General features: G+C 72.7%; 15 protein-coding genes. 9 read left to right on the forward strand and 6 right to left on the reverse strand.

Annotated features, from left to right (window positions below; genetic code table 11):
* Positions 1-193 precede the first annotated feature (193 nt).
* The 4 genes from ACXJKF_RS04855 to ACXJKF_RS04870 all read left to right on the forward strand — a co-directional run bounded on the left by ACXJKF_RS04855 (position 194) and on the right by ACXJKF_RS04870 (position 3,857).
* A complete protein-coding gene (locus ACXJKF_RS04855; RefSeq protein WP_456786607.1) occupies positions 194-1,516 on the forward strand; it encodes an FAD-binding oxidoreductase in 1,323 nt (440 codons plus the stop codon).
* Positions 1,517-1,703: 187 nt separating this feature from the next.
* A complete protein-coding gene (locus tag ACXJKF_RS04860; RefSeq protein ID WP_456786608.1) occupies positions 1,704-2,207 on the forward strand; it encodes a hypothetical protein in 504 nt (167 codons plus the stop codon).
* A 136-nt stretch (positions 2,208-2,343) separates the two neighbouring features.
* Positions 2,344-3,027: a hypothetical protein gene (locus ACXJKF_RS04865; RefSeq protein WP_456786609.1), complete on the forward strand. Its 684-nt coding sequence runs from the start codon at positions 2,344-2,346 to the stop codon at positions 3,025-3,027.
* The gene (locus tag ACXJKF_RS04870) at positions 3,024-3,857 is read left to right on the forward strand and encodes a hypothetical protein (RefSeq protein ID WP_456786610.1); all 834 of its coding nucleotides are present in this window, start codon (positions 3,024-3,026) and stop codon (positions 3,855-3,857) included. The genes ACXJKF_RS04865 and ACXJKF_RS04870 overlap by 4 nt, the downstream gene beginning before the upstream one ends.
* 112 nt (positions 3,858-3,969) lie before the next feature.
* On the opposite strand, the gene ACXJKF_RS04875 is transcribed toward ACXJKF_RS04870, so the two are convergent.
* The 3 genes from ACXJKF_RS04875 to ACXJKF_RS04885 all read right to left on the reverse strand — a co-directional run bounded on the left by ACXJKF_RS04875 (position 3,970) and on the right by ACXJKF_RS04885 (position 8,003).
* Entirely contained in the window at positions 3,970-5,076 is a 1,107-nt protein-coding gene (locus tag ACXJKF_RS04875; RefSeq protein WP_456786611.1) for a right-handed parallel beta-helix repeat-containing protein, read from the reverse strand.
* 115 nt (positions 5,077-5,191) lie between these two features.
* A complete protein-coding gene (locus ACXJKF_RS04880) occupies positions 5,192-5,380 on the reverse strand; it encodes a hypothetical protein (RefSeq protein WP_307489296.1) in 189 nt (62 codons plus the stop codon).
* A gap of 10 nt (positions 5,381-5,390) precedes the next feature.
* Positions 5,391-8,003: a LuxR C-terminal-related transcriptional regulator gene (locus tag ACXJKF_RS04885; protein WP_456786612.1), complete on the reverse strand. Its 2,613-nt coding sequence runs from the start codon at positions 8,001-8,003 to the stop codon at positions 5,391-5,393.
* Positions 8,004-8,284: 281 nt separating this feature from the next.
* Here ACXJKF_RS04885 and ACXJKF_RS04890 point away from each other — a divergent pair, with 281 nt between their 5' ends.
* The 5 genes from ACXJKF_RS04890 to ACXJKF_RS04910 are packed head-to-tail and all read left to right on the forward strand — an operon-like array spanning position 8,285 to position 11,468.
* A complete protein-coding gene (locus ACXJKF_RS04890; RefSeq protein WP_456786613.1) occupies positions 8,285-9,853 on the forward strand; it encodes a phage tail sheath family protein in 1,569 nt (522 codons plus the stop codon).
* A 32-nt stretch (positions 9,854-9,885) separates the two neighbouring features.
* Entirely contained in the window at positions 9,886-10,365 is a 480-nt protein-coding gene (locus ACXJKF_RS04895) for a phage tail protein (RefSeq protein ID WP_055917234.1), read from the forward strand.
* Positions 10,362-10,832, forward strand: coding sequence for a hypothetical protein (locus ACXJKF_RS04900; protein ID WP_082570802.1), 471 nt, complete (start codon positions 10,362-10,364; stop codon positions 10,830-10,832). Before ACXJKF_RS04895 ends, ACXJKF_RS04900 begins: the two co-directional genes overlap by 4 nt.
* Before the next feature lie 5 nt (positions 10,833-10,837).
* On the forward strand, positions 10,838-11,011 hold the full coding sequence (locus ACXJKF_RS04905; RefSeq protein ID WP_186813355.1) for a DUF6760 family protein: 174 nt from the start codon (positions 10,838-10,840) through the stop codon (positions 11,009-11,011).
* Positions 11,004-11,468: a phage tail protein gene (locus ACXJKF_RS04910; protein WP_456786614.1), complete on the forward strand. Its 465-nt coding sequence runs from the start codon at positions 11,004-11,006 to the stop codon at positions 11,466-11,468. The genes ACXJKF_RS04905 and ACXJKF_RS04910 overlap by 8 nt, the downstream gene beginning before the upstream one ends.
* A gap of 403 nt (positions 11,469-11,871) precedes the next feature.
* On the opposite strand, the gene ACXJKF_RS04915 is transcribed toward ACXJKF_RS04910, so the two are convergent.
* The 3 genes from ACXJKF_RS04915 to ACXJKF_RS04925 form a co-directional block, all read right to left on the reverse strand.
* Complete coding sequence (locus ACXJKF_RS04915; RefSeq protein WP_456786615.1) at positions 11,872-12,915, reverse strand: hypothetical protein; 1,044 nt, start codon at positions 12,913-12,915, stop codon at positions 11,872-11,874.
* 720 nt (positions 12,916-13,635) lie between these two features.
* Positions 13,636-14,121, reverse strand: coding sequence for a hypothetical protein (locus ACXJKF_RS04920; RefSeq protein WP_456786616.1), 486 nt, complete (start codon positions 14,119-14,121; stop codon positions 13,636-13,638).
* 132 nt (positions 14,122-14,253) lie between these two features.
* Complete coding sequence (locus ACXJKF_RS04925) at positions 14,254-14,793, reverse strand: hypothetical protein (RefSeq protein WP_456786617.1); 540 nt, start codon at positions 14,791-14,793, stop codon at positions 14,254-14,256.
* Between the last annotated feature and the right edge of the window lie 53 nt (positions 14,794-14,846).

Raw genomic sequence — 14,846 nt, forward strand, 5'->3', positions numbered from 1 at the left:
AGAGGGGCAGTAACCGGAGCATCGCTCCGACGGCTGCCGTGTCCTGCCATCGCGTCCTGGCGAGCGCCGCGCGGTCCTCGAAAGCGAGGGCCTCACGGACGCAGGCAGCCTACCGGAGACGATGTCGAGGTGACCGCAAAGAGCAGCGTCAGGACCCTTGGCAGACTCGCCCGGAAGCCGTCAGAGTCGTGTGATGCCGATCGCCGGAGCACTGCCCGCCAGATTCGAGGGCGAGGTCCTCGTCCCTGACTCCCCCGAGTACGACGCTGCGCGCGTCGTCTGGAACGGTGCCGTCGATCGTCGCCCGAAGTACGTCGTGCGGTGCGCCGGGACCGAGGACGTGCGCTCGGCGGTCCGGGTCGCGCGTGAGCTGGGTCTGCCGATCGGTGTCCGAGGCGGTGGGCACAGCGCGGCGGGCTGGGCGGTGCCCGACGGCGGGCTCATGATCGACCTGTCGCGGATGCGGGGCGTCGTCGTCGACCCACAGGAACGCACGGCGCAGGTGCAGGGGGGCGCGTTGCTGGGGTCGCTCGATGCGGCGACGCAACCGTTCGGGCTGGCGACGACGGCGGGGATCGTGTCGCACACCGGCATCGGTGGGCTGGCGCTCGGTGGCGGTGTTGGCTGGCTGGGTCGGCAGGTGGGTCTGACCTGCGACAACGCGGTCGGCTACGAGGTGGTGACCGCCGACGGCGAGCTGGTCCGTGCGACGGCCGACGAGAACCCCGACCTGTTCTGGGGGTTGCGGGGTGGTGGCGGGAACTTCGGGGTGGTGACGCGCTTCGACCTGACCCTGCACGACGTCGGCACGCAGGCTCTCGTAGCCGAGGTGGATCTCGACCCGAAGCAGGGTCTCGGCCCGCTCCAGGAATGGCTGGCGGCGTCGGACGACGCTCCGCGGCGCGCGACCTTCATCGCCGAGGTGCGCGCCGGGGGTCCGCTCACGCTGGGATTCGTCTGGGTCGGGCCGCCCGACGACGCCGCACCGCTGATCGCGCAGCTCGACGGGCTCGGCGACGTCCTGGCTCGACGGATCGCGCCGATCAGCTACCTCGACCTGCCGCGTCAGTCGGACGTCGGCGCGGCGTACGGCTACCGGCGCTACGCCAAGAGCCACTACGTCCAGGACCTGCCCGACGCGGCGCTCGAGGCGTTCCTCGCCCACACGGAGGCGGAGGTGGGGGCGGCGAGCCTCGTCGCGTACGGCGGCGCCATCGCAGACGTCGACCCGGGGGCGACGGCGTTCGCGCACCGTGGCACGCGGTTCGAGTACGACGTCGGCGCCAAGTGGGCGGACCCCGCCGACGACGAGCGCCACACGGCGACGTGCCGACGGCTCGCGGCGACGATCGCGCCGTGGAGCGTCGGGGTGTACGTGAACGCGCTCGGGGTCGAGGGTGCCGCCGGGGTCCACCGGGCGTACGGGGAGGAGACGTACGCGCGCCTGCAGGGGCTGAAGTCGGCGTGGGACCCCGACAACACTTTCCGGCTCAACCAGAACATCCCGCCTGCGTAGGCGGTCGCGAGCCGGTGCGGTGACGGCCGTGCCCTTCGGCGTTTTGCGGTCGTGGGCTGGGTGACTCCCTCCTCCCCATCCTCAGCAAGGACATCAAGGCCTCGGCTGTGGATGGACCGTCTGGTGAATCTCCCGTGAGCGATACGGTCCACCCCGATCAGCCGGATCGAGCGAGGGTGGTGAGCGAGTGCCGCAGCTGGTGGAGATCAGCGCGGAGGCGGTCGCCGGCGTGCGCGCGGACCTCGAGGCGACGCGGAGCGCGATCGAGGACGGGATGGGGCCGCTGCGCTGGCGGGCCTCGGGGCTCGGCGTCTCGACGGCGGGTTTCGACGAGGCTCTGGCGATCGCGGACCGTCTGGGCACAACTGTTCTGCCGGTGGTCGACGCTCATCTGGCGCGCGCTCGAGACCTCGCCAACCTGCGGTACGGAGGCGCACTGGGGCCGGCGATCCCTGTCGTGGACGACGACTCGTACCCGTTCACGCAGGAGCCTCTCTTCGGGCAGTCTCGCCTCGGTGACGGCTCCACTGCACTGAGCTGGCCAGCGGCCCCCACGCTGGAGCGACATGCCGACGAGGCCGCGACCCGGGAGTCGCAGAGCATCGGAGCGTGGTTCTCCGACCGCTGGGACGACGTCACCGAGGGACGACCGGCTCGTGGCACGACCCCTGCACCGGGAACGGATTCCTGAAGTCTGCCGACCTCATCCCGGAGTATCGGTTGCCCGACCGTGACCTCACGGACGCGGGCGAGATCTGGGAAGTAGGCGCTGACGGGGCCCAAAAACTGATCGCGATATTCAAGAATGGAACGTGGGTGAAAGTCGAATGACCGAGGAACCTGATGAGCGGTTGCACACCTACGGTCAGTGGGCGCGGATCGGTGAGGTCGTCATGCGTGCAGGCGGGTCGTCGTTCGGGATGGTCCTTCTCTACCCACGCAGCGACGCGGAACGTGAAGCGGCGCTTCGGAGCAAATTCATCGAGGTCAGCCCTCCGGATCGTCATCCGCCGTGGTTCAAGGTCAGTGCCGATGACGTCGACGCCTGGTACTACAACGAGGTCGTCGTGACATGGCGCGGCCAGACGATGCACGTCATCGAGGATCCGGATGAGTTCACGGGTCTGGTCGAGATTGACTATTCGTCCGACCCGAACTTTGCGGCTGCGCAGGGCTGGCTCGGCGATCGCTACTCCGGCTGGCGCGCAAAGATCCCGTTCGCCGAGATCACGGACATCGAGGTGAAGTCGCACGACCACATAGCCCGGCGCGACGAGATCCGGGAACGCGAACGACAGGCGGCGAACGGCAAGTCACGCACGTCTCGATCGTCGACCACCGGCTCGGCTGGTGTCCGGCGCGCCGTCGGTGCACAGGGAACGACAGAGCCACCCTCGCCTGAGGGTCGAGGATCGCGTCTCCGCAGGTGGACGCGTACATGGCGGTCCGACGACGCGACGCCGGAGTCAACGACGGAAGGCGAGGCGGATGCCTCGGAGAGGGAGTCATGACGGTTCTGCAGAAGCTGCTCGTCGGCGCCGCGTCGGAGGACGTGCGGACGAACGGTCGGGGGGACGTGGGCGGTGTGGTTGCCCCGTTGCCTGATGCGTTCGCTCTGGGCACGCCGGCGCAGGTGAGGGCGGTGTATCAGCTCGATGACAGCGCGGACACCGCAGGTGCACCGGCCGACGTGGTGCGGTTCCCGCTGCTGCCCCTCATGACCCTCGACGCGGTCCCTCCGGCCGACGACCTCCCGTGGCCGACGTACCCCTCGGGCTTCTTGCGCTCGGAGCAGCTCGTCCGTGTGTGGGTCCTTCAGAGGACTCGGTGGCCGCGGGGCGCGGAGCTGTGGCGCATCGAGGCGGACGGGTCCCAACGCCCGCTGACGGTCTACGACGGCGCTGCGCGCGGGTGGCGGGGGGCTACCGCGTACCGCCCCCCGAACCGGTTCGTCGGGCCGACGGCGACCTGGAACGGCACGGAGTACCCGGCGGACCTGCTCGACGAGAGCGGCTCCGCGCTGGAGCTCGTTGCGGTGGGTCCGACCCCGCCGGCGGGGTTCGAGGCGGTGCGCCCGATGGTGTCGGTCCGGACCGTCGACAGGGCCGACTGCGAGGAGGTCCAGGCCCTGGTCGTGACCGCGAGCTGGCGAGGGCTGCCGTGCCGGGTCGTGGACAGCGACGGGACTCAGGCGCGCATTCTCATCGAGCCGACGCGTCGCGAGGACGTTGCGGCACTGCGGGACGGGGCCCAGATCGAACCGGGGATCTTCGAGCTGACCGTCCCTGTGGGTGAGCTCGCGGACGGCGGCGGCCGAGCGGACGTCCTGCCGCGTAGCTGAGCCCGACMGGGCGGCGCGGCCGGGCTGACGTCCTGCCGCGCGGCTGAGCACGACCGGACGCGGCGGTCGCGCGGACGCGCTGCCGGGCGACTGCTCCGGGCGGCAGCGTGACTCACGACCCCGGGCTGCACACCACGCCGACGCACTGGGGCTCGCTGCCGTTGTTTCGGGCGACGTTCCCGCCGAGGTCGAGCGCGCCGGGGGCGTAGATGCCCCACCCGGTGCTGCGGCGGACGTCGTTCCCGCCGACCTGGACGTACTCGGGTGCCACCGGCGGCAGCGTGACGATTCCCTCGCCGTTGAGGCGCAACGTGTTGTTGGTGATGATCACGCCGCCGTACGCGTCGTCGAGCTGCACGATGGCGACGCCGTTGGAGCGGAAGGTGTTGCCGTCGAGGGTCGCGGGTGCTCCTCGCTGCAGCAGGACGCCGATGTCCGCGCCGGTGACGACGCTGGACCGCAGGGTGACGCCGGCGTTGTCGAACAGGGAGATGCCGACCTCGCCTCCGGTGATCTTGATGTCCGTGGCGTCGATGCTGCCGATGTCGAGGGTCCGCATGCCGTTGGTGTTGTCGACGAACCGGGAGCGCTCGACCGTCGCGGTGCCGCTGTTGACCCGCAGGCCCGCGGTGTTGCGCAGGAAGTCGCTGTCCGTGATCGTCGCGCACGCTTCGTCGACCCAGACGCCGACCACGTTGTCCGCGAACGTCGTGCGGACGACGGTGAGGTTGCAGCGGAACCAGGCCTGCGTGATGCCGATGTCGTTGCCCGTGAACGTCGACCGGCTGATGGTCGTCGTCTTGGGGAAGCGCCCGGTGGTGCTCTCACCGGACGTGTCGATGCCGACGCGCATGTCCCGGAACGCCACCCTGTCGACCTTGAGCGTGCCCTCCCCCGTCAGGTCCTCCGGGTAGTTGTACGTGTCGACGCCCAGCCCCCAGCCGGTCAGGGTGCCGTTGATGATCACGTTCGCGCCGGCGGCGTCGACCTCGATCCCCACGTTGCCGGGGGTGCCGGTGAGGGTGTGGCCCTTCAGGTTGAGCGTGACGCCGGGCGCGAGCCGGAGGCCCGGGCCGGGGCAGGTGAGGTCCTGCGTGAGGGCGGTGCTGACCAGCAGCGTCGTGTCGCAGGTGACCGCGACGGGGCCGGCCGACGCGGACGTGGGGACGACGAGCGCGGCCAGCACGGCCGTCACGGTGAGAAGGACTCGAGCTCGCACGATGGTCTCCGGTCGGACGTCGGGACACGCCTGCGACATCGAGCCTGCCGGGCAGATGCGTCCGCTATCAACCTTTTCGTCCGATTTCGCCCGATGAGGCCGTGAACGCCGCGGACTACCCGTAGAAGCTCTTCAGCGCCTCGAAGACGAGGATCGCCGGCCAGACGATCGCCTTCGGGATGGCCAGGACGAAGTCCCAGAAGTTGTCACCGGCCGAGAAGTAGTAGATCGCGGCACCGAAGAACCCGATGCCGTAGACCGCCCCACCTCCGGCAGCGCCGCCGGCTGAGCTCTTCGACGTCATCTCGATCCCCTCATCGGAGCACCGCCGACAGTCCCTCGCGCGAGTGGACGCCGGTCTTGGCGAACACCCTAGCCAGGTGCGAGTCGACGGTGCGGACGGACAGGGTCAGGCGCGACGCGATGGCGCGGCTGGTCAGCCCGCCGGCGGCGAGGGAGGCGATCTCCTGCTCGCGGCGGGTGAGGGACACGTTGGACTCGACGGGCGGCAGCCACAGGCCGCAGCGGTTCAGCTCGCGCTCGGCGATGCGGACGAGGTCGTCGTCTCCGGCGTGCTGGGCCTCCACGTGCCGGACGATCGCGGCGGCGCGGGGGCCGTCGACGAGCGGGGCGAGCTCCCGGACGCGGCGCAGGACCTCGGGGTCGACGCCGCGGGGGCGGGTGCCCGGGCGGCGGCGGTCGGCGGAGCGGTGCAGGGCTTCGAGCTCGACGCGCAGGAGCCCGCGGTCGCGGGCCCAGCCGGCGAGCGCGCGGGCCTCGTCGACGGCGCGAGGGTCCCGGAGCCAGGCGAGGGTGTCGGCGCGCAGGAGCTGCACCTCCCCGTCGACACCGGCCATGGCGCGGGCGGTGGCGTCGGCGTGCTCGGCGAGGAGGGCGCGCGCGGTGGCGGCGTCGCCGGTGGCGGCTGCGGCGAGGGCCTCGGCGGCGAGGTTGTAGACGGCGACGCCACCCGGGTCGGCGTGACCGCGGCGGGCGCTCGCGGCGTGCAGGTCGGCCTGCGCCTGCATCCAGGAGCCGCGCGCGACGCCGATGAGGCCGCGCGCCACGTGGACGGCGACCCAGTCGACGGCGGCGTTGCCCTCCTGGTCGAGGGCGTCGACGACACGTTCGGCGGCGGGGACGTCGCCGGACCAGAGCGTGGACAGGAACGCGGCGACGGCGACCTCGCCGCGGCCCCACCGGTACCGGTCGTGGTGGGCGCCGGCCAGCTGGGCGCAGCGGGTGGACAGGTGGGCGGCGTCTGCGAACCGGCCGGACTGGGCGAGGCCGACGATCGTGGGGGCTGCCAGCGGGATCGCGGCGCTGCCGGCGGACGAGTCGAGCAGCACGGCGAGGGCGTCGTCGAGCCGCGGCCGTCCCCCGTACCCCAGCCGGGCCAGCCGTGCGCTCTCGAGCTCCTGGAGCCCGCGGGCGGCGTGCTCGCCGCCGCGCTCGAAGATCCACCGCGCGGCGATGTCGAACGGGACGAGCGCCTGGTCGAGGTCGCCGTCGCGGTGGTACGCGATCCTGGCGCGCAGGGCCGACGCCGCGACCATGAGCCCCACGGTGGGCGCGTCGGGCCGGGCGGTCGCCCAGAGGGTCTCGAAGACGTCGGTGAGGTCCCGTGCCGCCCGCCCGGCGTCGTCCAGGTGCCACCACGCGTCGGCGCGCTGGAGCGCCAGCGTCGCGTGGCGCAGCTCGCCGGGTCGGGTCTGGCGCAGGGCCGAGGTCAGCAGGCGGGTGGCGGTGTCGGGCTGCTGGAGCTCGAACGCGGCGTCGACGGCGGCGTCGAGCCGGGCGGGTTCCACCGCGAGGTCGCAGTCGAGCGCGAGCGCCACGGAGCGGACCAGCGCGGCGCCGGTCCGGTGGCCCCTGTTGGCCAGGCCGGCGACGCGTTCCAGCACCTCACGACGACGCGCCCGAGGCACCCCGGATCGGACGGCCTCGGCGTACAGCGCGTGCGCGAGGTCGACGGTGACGTCCCCCTCGCCCGCGACCGTCAGCCGGGGAGACAGGGAGATCAGCCCGACGCGGGACAGCTCCTCGACGACCGGCCGGGACACGAGGTCGAGCAGGACGCTCAGCGAGACGGGGCAGACGAGGGCCGCGATCTCCAGGGCCACGCGCGCGTCCCCGCTGAGCCGGGACATGTCGTGCGCGACGACGTCGAGGAGCCGTCGGCCCGGCGTCGCGCCCCCGACCCACACCCACGCCCCGCCCTGCTGCTCGAGGGCACCCACCACCTCACCGAGGTGGAACACGTTGCCGGCGGTCTCGGACCAGACGCGGCGGACCGTGTCGAGGCTGACCTGCCCGCCCATCTCGCCGACGAGCCACTGCTGCACCTCGGCGAGCGTGAAGGGCGGCACGTCGATGCGCTCGACGACGTCGTCCTTCCACAGCTCCAGCCACGGCGACTGCGACACGGCCGACGACCGGGCCGTCGCCACCAGCTGCACCTCGTGCTGCTGGACCATCCACGCGAGCGCCTGGCTGCTGGCCCGGTCGAGCAGGTGCGCGTCCTCGACCCGCAGGATCACCGGGCCGCCACGGGAGCGCGCACGCAACGAGTCGGCCAGGGCGTCGACGGCCCGCGCGAAGCTCCCCAGCGAGCTGATGGCGACGTCGCCCAGCAGCGGCTCGAGCGCACCCAGCGGGATGCCCGCCGGGCAGGCGGCGCCGGAGACGCTCACGACCGTCGGCATCGGCGACGTCGGCGTGCCGATCCACAGGTGAGCCAGGGCGGCCGTCACCAGGTGCGTCTTGCCCACGCCGGCATCGCCGACGACGAGCACGCTGCGGCCCGACTGCACCTCGGCACGGACCTGGTCGGTCAGGGGTCGGACGACCAGCGTCCGTCGCGACACGACGGTGGGGCTCTCGGTCGGAGCCGACGTCGTCAACGGGACGTCAGTGTCAGCCGCCACAGCCACTCCACTCAGCGATGAGCACCCGGACCCGTCGCCCCCTGCCATGGGTGGTGGCATTGCGTGGGTCACCTTTGAGGCTTGTTCGGTTCGCACCTTATGCGCGGTTTGCGTCCAGTTTCAAACCTCGGTCCGACCCCGAGCAAACCTGGGTAGCGATTACCGATGCCGCACGGTCACCGGCGTTCGTACCGTGGCGATCGACACACCCGCGTCGCAGCGTTCCCGCGCAGGTCAGGTGCAGGTCAGGCCGGCGGGGCGCACCGAGCAGAGGATGGCCAGTGCCTACTTACACCGCGCCCGGCGTCTACGTCGAAGAGATCCCCTCGACCCAGAAGGTGCTGGCATCCGCCCCCACCGCTGTGGCCGCGTTCGTGGGGTTCACGGAGCGAGCGCCGCTGGATGACCCGAACGACCCGCAGGGCCTCGCCCCGCGCCTCGTCACCAGCTGGAACCAGTTCGAGAGCCTGTACGGCGGGTTCGTCGAGGGTGCAGTGCTGCCCCTCTCCGTCTACGGCTACTTCCTGAACGGCGGAAGCCTCGCCTACATCGTCCGCGTGCCCAACGCCGAGCCGTCGGGTGAGCCCGCTCGCCTCGCGCTGCCGGCGGCGGACCGCTCGCTCGGTCTGCCCATCGCGGTGGAGTCCGTGGAGCCTGACGCCCACCTCACGGTGGTCGTCGAGACCTCCGACGTCGCCGACGACCACGACGGGCCTGCCCCGTTCAGCATCACGATCGTCGACGGCGGTGAGGCCGTGGAGAGCTACGACGACCTCACGCTCGGTGGCCCGCGCGACGCTGCGACGGTCATCAACAAGACGTCCACGCGCGTCAAGGTCGAGGTCAAGCTCGCCGACGACGTGGACCTGAAGAGCCAGCTCGAGCTGCTCAAGCCCGGCGCCTACAGCCTGGAGCAGGCGGCCGCCAAGCCGGTCCCGGTCAACGGCCGCAAGTTCGCCGGGTCCGAGTCCGCCCGCACCGGCATCGCCGGCCTCGCGATCGCCGACGACGTGACGATCGTGCTGGTCCCGGACCTGGTCACCGCCGCGACGAAGGAGGACGGGTCCCTCGACCTCGGCCTCTGGAAGGCGGTGCAGACGAGCCTGATCGCGCACTGCGAGCTGCACGCCAACCGCGTCGCCATCCTCGATGCCCCTCCCGGGCTCTCGCCGCAGGCGGTCAAGGAGTGGCGTACGGACACCGCGCAGTTCGACTCCGCGTTCGCCACGCTCTACTACCCGTGGATCAAGGTGGAGAACCCCACCGGCTCCAACGGCAACTCCGAGGTCCTCATCCCGCCGTCGGGCCACGTGGCCGGCGTCTGGGCCCGGACCGACGAGACCCGCGGCGTCTGGAAGGCCCCGGCCAACGACACCATCCGCGGTGTGCTGGACGTGGAGCGGCCCATCACGCAGGCGGAGCAGGGCGTGCTCAATCCGCTGGGCATCAACGCGATCCGACCGTTCGGCCAGCGCGGCATCCGCATCTGGGGCGCCCGGACGCTCACCTCGGACACCGACTGGACGTACATCAACGTCCGCCGGCTGTTCAACATGATCGAGGCGACCATCCTCGAGGGCACCCAGTGGGCCGTGTTCGAGCCCAACGACGTGGCCCTCTGGGAGGGCGTGAAGCGCACGCTCAACGCGTACCTGCGCGGGCTGTGGTCGGCCGGTGCGCTGTTCGGCGCGAGCGCGGACCAGGCGTTCTTCGTCCGCTGCGACGAGACGACCAACCCGCCCGAGTCCGTCGACGCGGGCAAGCTCGTCGTCGAGGTGGGCATCGCGCCCGTCAAGCCGGCCGAGTTCGTGATCTTCCGCATCAGCCAGAACAAGCAGATCGCGTCCTGAGCGCGCCCCCTCACCGACCAAGGAGCACGTAGATGCCGAACGACCTGATCGCCGTCGATCCGATCATCGCCCAGAACTTCTTCCTGGAGATCGACGGTTCCGTCGTCACCATCCTCGCCTCGGTGTCCGGACTGGACGTCGAGATGGAGGTGGCCACCACCCAGCAGGTGGGCAAGGACGGGAAGTCCCAGACCGTCAAGACGCTGGCCGGCCGCAACAAGGCGCCCGACCTCTCGCTGGTCCGCATGGCACCGCCGGACTCCACGCAGGACAAGATGTGGGGCTGGTTCAACGACATCATGAGCAAGGGCATCCTGCAGTCGGACCGGACCAACAACCGCAAGAACGGGTCGATCGTCATGTACGACTCGACCCACGTCGAGGTGGCCCGGTTCAACTTCACCAACGGCTGGCCCAGCAAGATCTCGACCGACCAGCTGAGCGTCGACTCGAACGACCCGGTGAAGGAGACCATCACCCTCACCATCGAGTCGCTCGCCCGGATCAAGTGAGCCTCAAGACCCGCTACGAGTTCACGCTCCCCCGGGGGTACGTGGACCGCGACGGCGGACTCCACCGGGACGGTGTCATGCGCCTGGCGACGGCGCGCGACGAGCTGGAGCCCCTGCGCGACCCCACGATCAGCGGCCCGGACGACCCGCGGCTGACGATCGTGGTGCTCGCGCGGGTGGTGGAGACGCTGGGGTCGCTCGACCTGGTCACGCCGCACGACATCGAGGGTCTCTTCGCGGCGGACCTGGCGTACCTGCAGGACTTCTACGGCGTGATCAACTTCGGGTCGCAGGAGGAGTTCGACGAGTTCGTCGCCGCGCAGCAGGAGGCAGGGCCGCTGCCGGGGTCGGAGCCTCCCGCTCCGGCTCCGGCGCCGCCGCCCTTCGTCTCCGACGAGGTCCCRACCCCGGTGCTCAGCCGTCCCGGCCGGGCATCGATCGAGGAGATCCGGACCGAGGCCCGGTAGGACCCATGCTGCGCTACCCCACCGAGGCGCTCTGGCAGGAGATCGCGTTCCTCGCGTACCACCTGCACTGGCCCATGGACGAGCTGCTCGACCTGGAGCACCTGGACCGTGTCCGCATGGTGCGCGCCGTGTCGGCCATGAACGCCCGAGCGTGGGAGGCGGTGAGGGACAGTGCCTGAGGAGCCTCTGGGTGGCGACGTGCCCGTCGCCGCCAACTTCGTGTTCGAGGTGGACGGGGTCGAGATCGGCGCTTTCAAGGAGATCACCGGCCTCCAGATGACCGTGTCCACCCACGAGTACGTCGAGGGCGGCCAGAACCAGTACGTGCAGCAGTTCCCCGGGGTCATCCGGTGGCCGCACCTGGTGTTCAAGCGCGGGCTGGTGAACTCCGACGCCCTGTTCACCTGGGTGGGCAAGTCTTCCGGCGAGGGGTTCGCCGGCAACCAGAACAAGCTCACGCGCTCGACCGGCGCCGTCACCGTCCTCGGCAACAACGGCGAGCGGTTGCGCTCCTGGGAGTTCGAGGGCGTGTTCGCGGTCTCGTGGAGCGGGCCGACGCTCAGCGCCGACGTCGCCGACTCCCTCACCGAGACCCTCGAGGTCGCGCACAACGGCTTCCGGGCGACGACGCTGTGAGCGCCGACATGCTGTCCTCGTCGAGCTCGTCGCCTCCGGGCTCGTCGGCTCGGTCGCTTCCGTCACCGACGCCCGGCTCGCCCGCCGACGACCCTCGCACCCGGCTGGGCCGGGCCATCGGGGTGCGGCTGCGTCGGCCCGGACCCGTGCTCGGTCACGCACGCCCGTCGCCCATCGGGTCGCTCGCGTCGTCGTCCTCACGGTTCTCCGCCGGGTGGGGGCGGTCGGTCGCGGTCCGCCGGTCGCTGGTCGGCCCCGCCGCCTCGGTGTCGGTCGGCTCCGGACCCGACAACGTGCAGCCGCCGCGCTGGTGGTCGGACGTGTCGGTCGTGCGGTCAGCCGAGGTCGACCCCTCGCCGCGCGGCCTGCCGCGGATGCTCGCGCGAGTCCCCGACCAGGCCAGCTACCGGCCCGGCGGCAGCACCACGCGCCTGGCGCCCACGACCATCCCCGTCCGCGTCTCCGAGGACGTGCGCGCCGCCGGGAAGATGACCATGACGTCCGACGCCCGCGTCATGCGCACCCCCGCGACGCGCGCCGGGCCACCCGCACGACCGGGGAACGACGGGGGGCCCGGACGAGCGTCGTCCGCCGTGACAGGTGACCGGGCTCCCTCCGCTGCGACGCTCCCGCCCAGCCCCGCCACCCGCCCCGCACCCTCCGGCCGCCTGCTGCGCCGACGTGCCCTCGCGACCGCGACGGCCGACTCCCGTCGCGCCGCCACGTCCGTGCGCCCGGCGGCCGGAGGGGCCGCGGCGCGCGCTCGCCCCGTCCCACCGGTCGGTCCGACCGGTCCTGTGGACGCGATCCGACGGTCGCCCTCCCCCGCGGCCGACGTCACTCCGCGCCCAGCGGTGGCACCGGGCACGACGACAGGACCGCGACCGGCCTCCTCAGCGAGCGCCGGGGTCCTGCCGACGGCGCCCTCGGCCGCCGCACGCACTCCATCGTCGACCGCCGCCGTCGACGTCCGGCGATCGACCGCCGACGCGGCCGGGACGGCTCCGGGTGCCCCCGGCTCCTCCGGCACGCCCCGAACCACGGGTACCTCGGATGCGTCCGGCGGCGCCGTTGGTGCGTCGGGCCGATCCACCACCTCGGGCACGACGGGTGCGTCCGGCACCTCGGGTCCGCTTCGCGTGCCGGCCACGGTCGACGCCTCGGGAGTGTCGACCACCTTGGGCGCGTCCGGCGCCGCCAGCGCGCCCGCTCCCGTGAACGCGTCCGGTCCCGCGAGCGCGTCCGGTCCTGTGAACGCGTCCGGTCCAGCGAGCGCGTCCGGTCCTGTGAACGCGTCCGGTCCCGTGAGCGCGTCGGGTCCTGTGAACGCGTCCGGTCTCGTGAGCGCGTCGGGGACGTCTACCGCCTCCGTCCCGCCGGATGCGCGTCGCTCGGCCGCCACGGTCGACGACTTAGGCACCTCGGGCGCGACGGGCACCTCGGGCACGACGGGCACCTCGGGCGTACCCGGTGACACGGGCCCGCACAGCATCTCCGCTGGGGCCTCGAGCGACCCGGCTGACCTGCGACGTTCGGCGAATGGACCGTCAACGGCGTCGGCGTCGGGGGCGTCAGCGGCGTCAGCGGCGTCAGCGGCGTCGGCGGCGTCGGTCGATGGGGGCTCGTCTGCCGGCTCCGACGGATCGACGACGGCCCGCGCCGAGGCTGCCGGGGCCGCCGGGGCGACGATGTCGCTGTTCGCCGGGCCGCCCGTCGGATCGTCGACCGACCCCACGCTGCCCTCCCCCGCCCACCGGCCGCTGGCCAGCGCCGTCCGGCGCACGCTCGCGCGACTGATGTTCCAGTCGCACGGCACTCTGGCTGACCCGACCGCGCGGGTTCGACGTTCGGTCGCACCGACCTCCGCCGCGGTCGCGGCTGTCGCGGCGGACGCGGCCGCATCGACCGCCGCGCCTGCCGGTGCCGGGTCTGGCGGTGCCGGGTCTGGCGGTGCCGGGTCTGGCGGTGCCGGGTCTGCCGGTGCCGGGTCGGGCGGTGCCGGGTCTGCCGGTGCCGGGTCGGGCGGTGCCGGGTCTGCCGGTGCCGGGTCTGGCGGTGTCGGGTCTGGTGCGCGGGACGCGGGATCKGCCAGGTCGGGCCATGCAGACCTGGGCACGTCGGCGACCGGCCGCGCGGACGGTCACGCGGGGCCGTCCTCGACCACCGCTCACGCGGCGACCGCGACCTCGTCCTCGTCCTCGTCCTCGTCCTCGAACGGTGCGTCGCGAACCACCGCGGCGCGTGTGCCGGCGGCGGGCACCTCGTCGCCCGCCGGCGGCACCGCGCCGACGGCATCGGGGAACGTCGCCGGCCCCTCGACCACCCGACCGACCGCGTCGACGTCCGGCACGGGGAGCACGGGGAGCGCGTCGGCCCCGGGCGGGACACCGACGGGGTCCGGGGTCGACGGGACCCGTCCGGTCGACGCGACCGCGGGAACGAGCAGCAGGTCGACCGCCGCACCGGACGCCTCCCGCTCACCGTCCGACGCAGCATCGGCGGGTGCACCTTCCGGTCTCTCCGCGGCGCCGGGGCACGGGGCCGGGGCGTCGGCGGTGCGCCGACGGGCGAGCGGCTCGCGGACGAGCGCGGACGGCTGGTCGAGCGACGGTCTCGCGAGCGCTCCCGTCGCGGAGGGGCGGTTGCCCGGCACCGGTCACCGTCGTGCGAGTCATCGCCGGACGCGCCCGTCGGGGGTCGGGCTGGGCATCGAGGGGGTCGATGTGAGCCGGTCGGCGGGGCCCGTCGGTCCGGGAGCGGCACCCGTCCGTGACCACCGGGGCAGCTACGCACCGCCCACGAGTGCCGCGTCGGCGAACCGTGCTGGGCCTGGTGGGCAGGGCCCGACGAACCCGCCGGTGACCGGCGCGCGGAACGCCGCCACGTCATCGTCAACAGGCACACGGAACTCCGCCACCTCGTCGGCAACCGGCACTCCCACCCTCGCCACCCCGTCGGCGACGGGCGCGCGGAACCCCGCCACCTCGTCGGCGACGGGTACGCGCAACCCCGCCACCTCGCCGACCGCTGGCGCGTGGAGCCCGACGGACGCGCGGGGTGTGGCCGGTGGCGAGCCGCAGCGGCTGCTCGCGGGGCCGGGCCACGCGTTGCGTCTCATGTCTCCGACCGTCGTCGCCGCTGCCGGCGGGGCGTCGGTCGCGGGGGCGTCGATCCTCTCGGCGGCATCGCCGGTCCGCCGCCGGGTGGGATCCCCGTCCGTCAGCACGCCGGGCGCCGACGCCGGGACCTCCAGGGCGAGAAGCGCCGCCGGAGCGACGGCGTCGGCTGCTGTCGGCGCCACGGCGAGCACGACGGCGAGTGCCACCGCCTGGACAGGAGCGACCATGAGGGAGAGAACGGGCTGGGCGTCGAGTCCGG

The sequence above is a fragment of the Cellulomonas sp. P5_C5 genome (genome assembly GCF_054049655.1).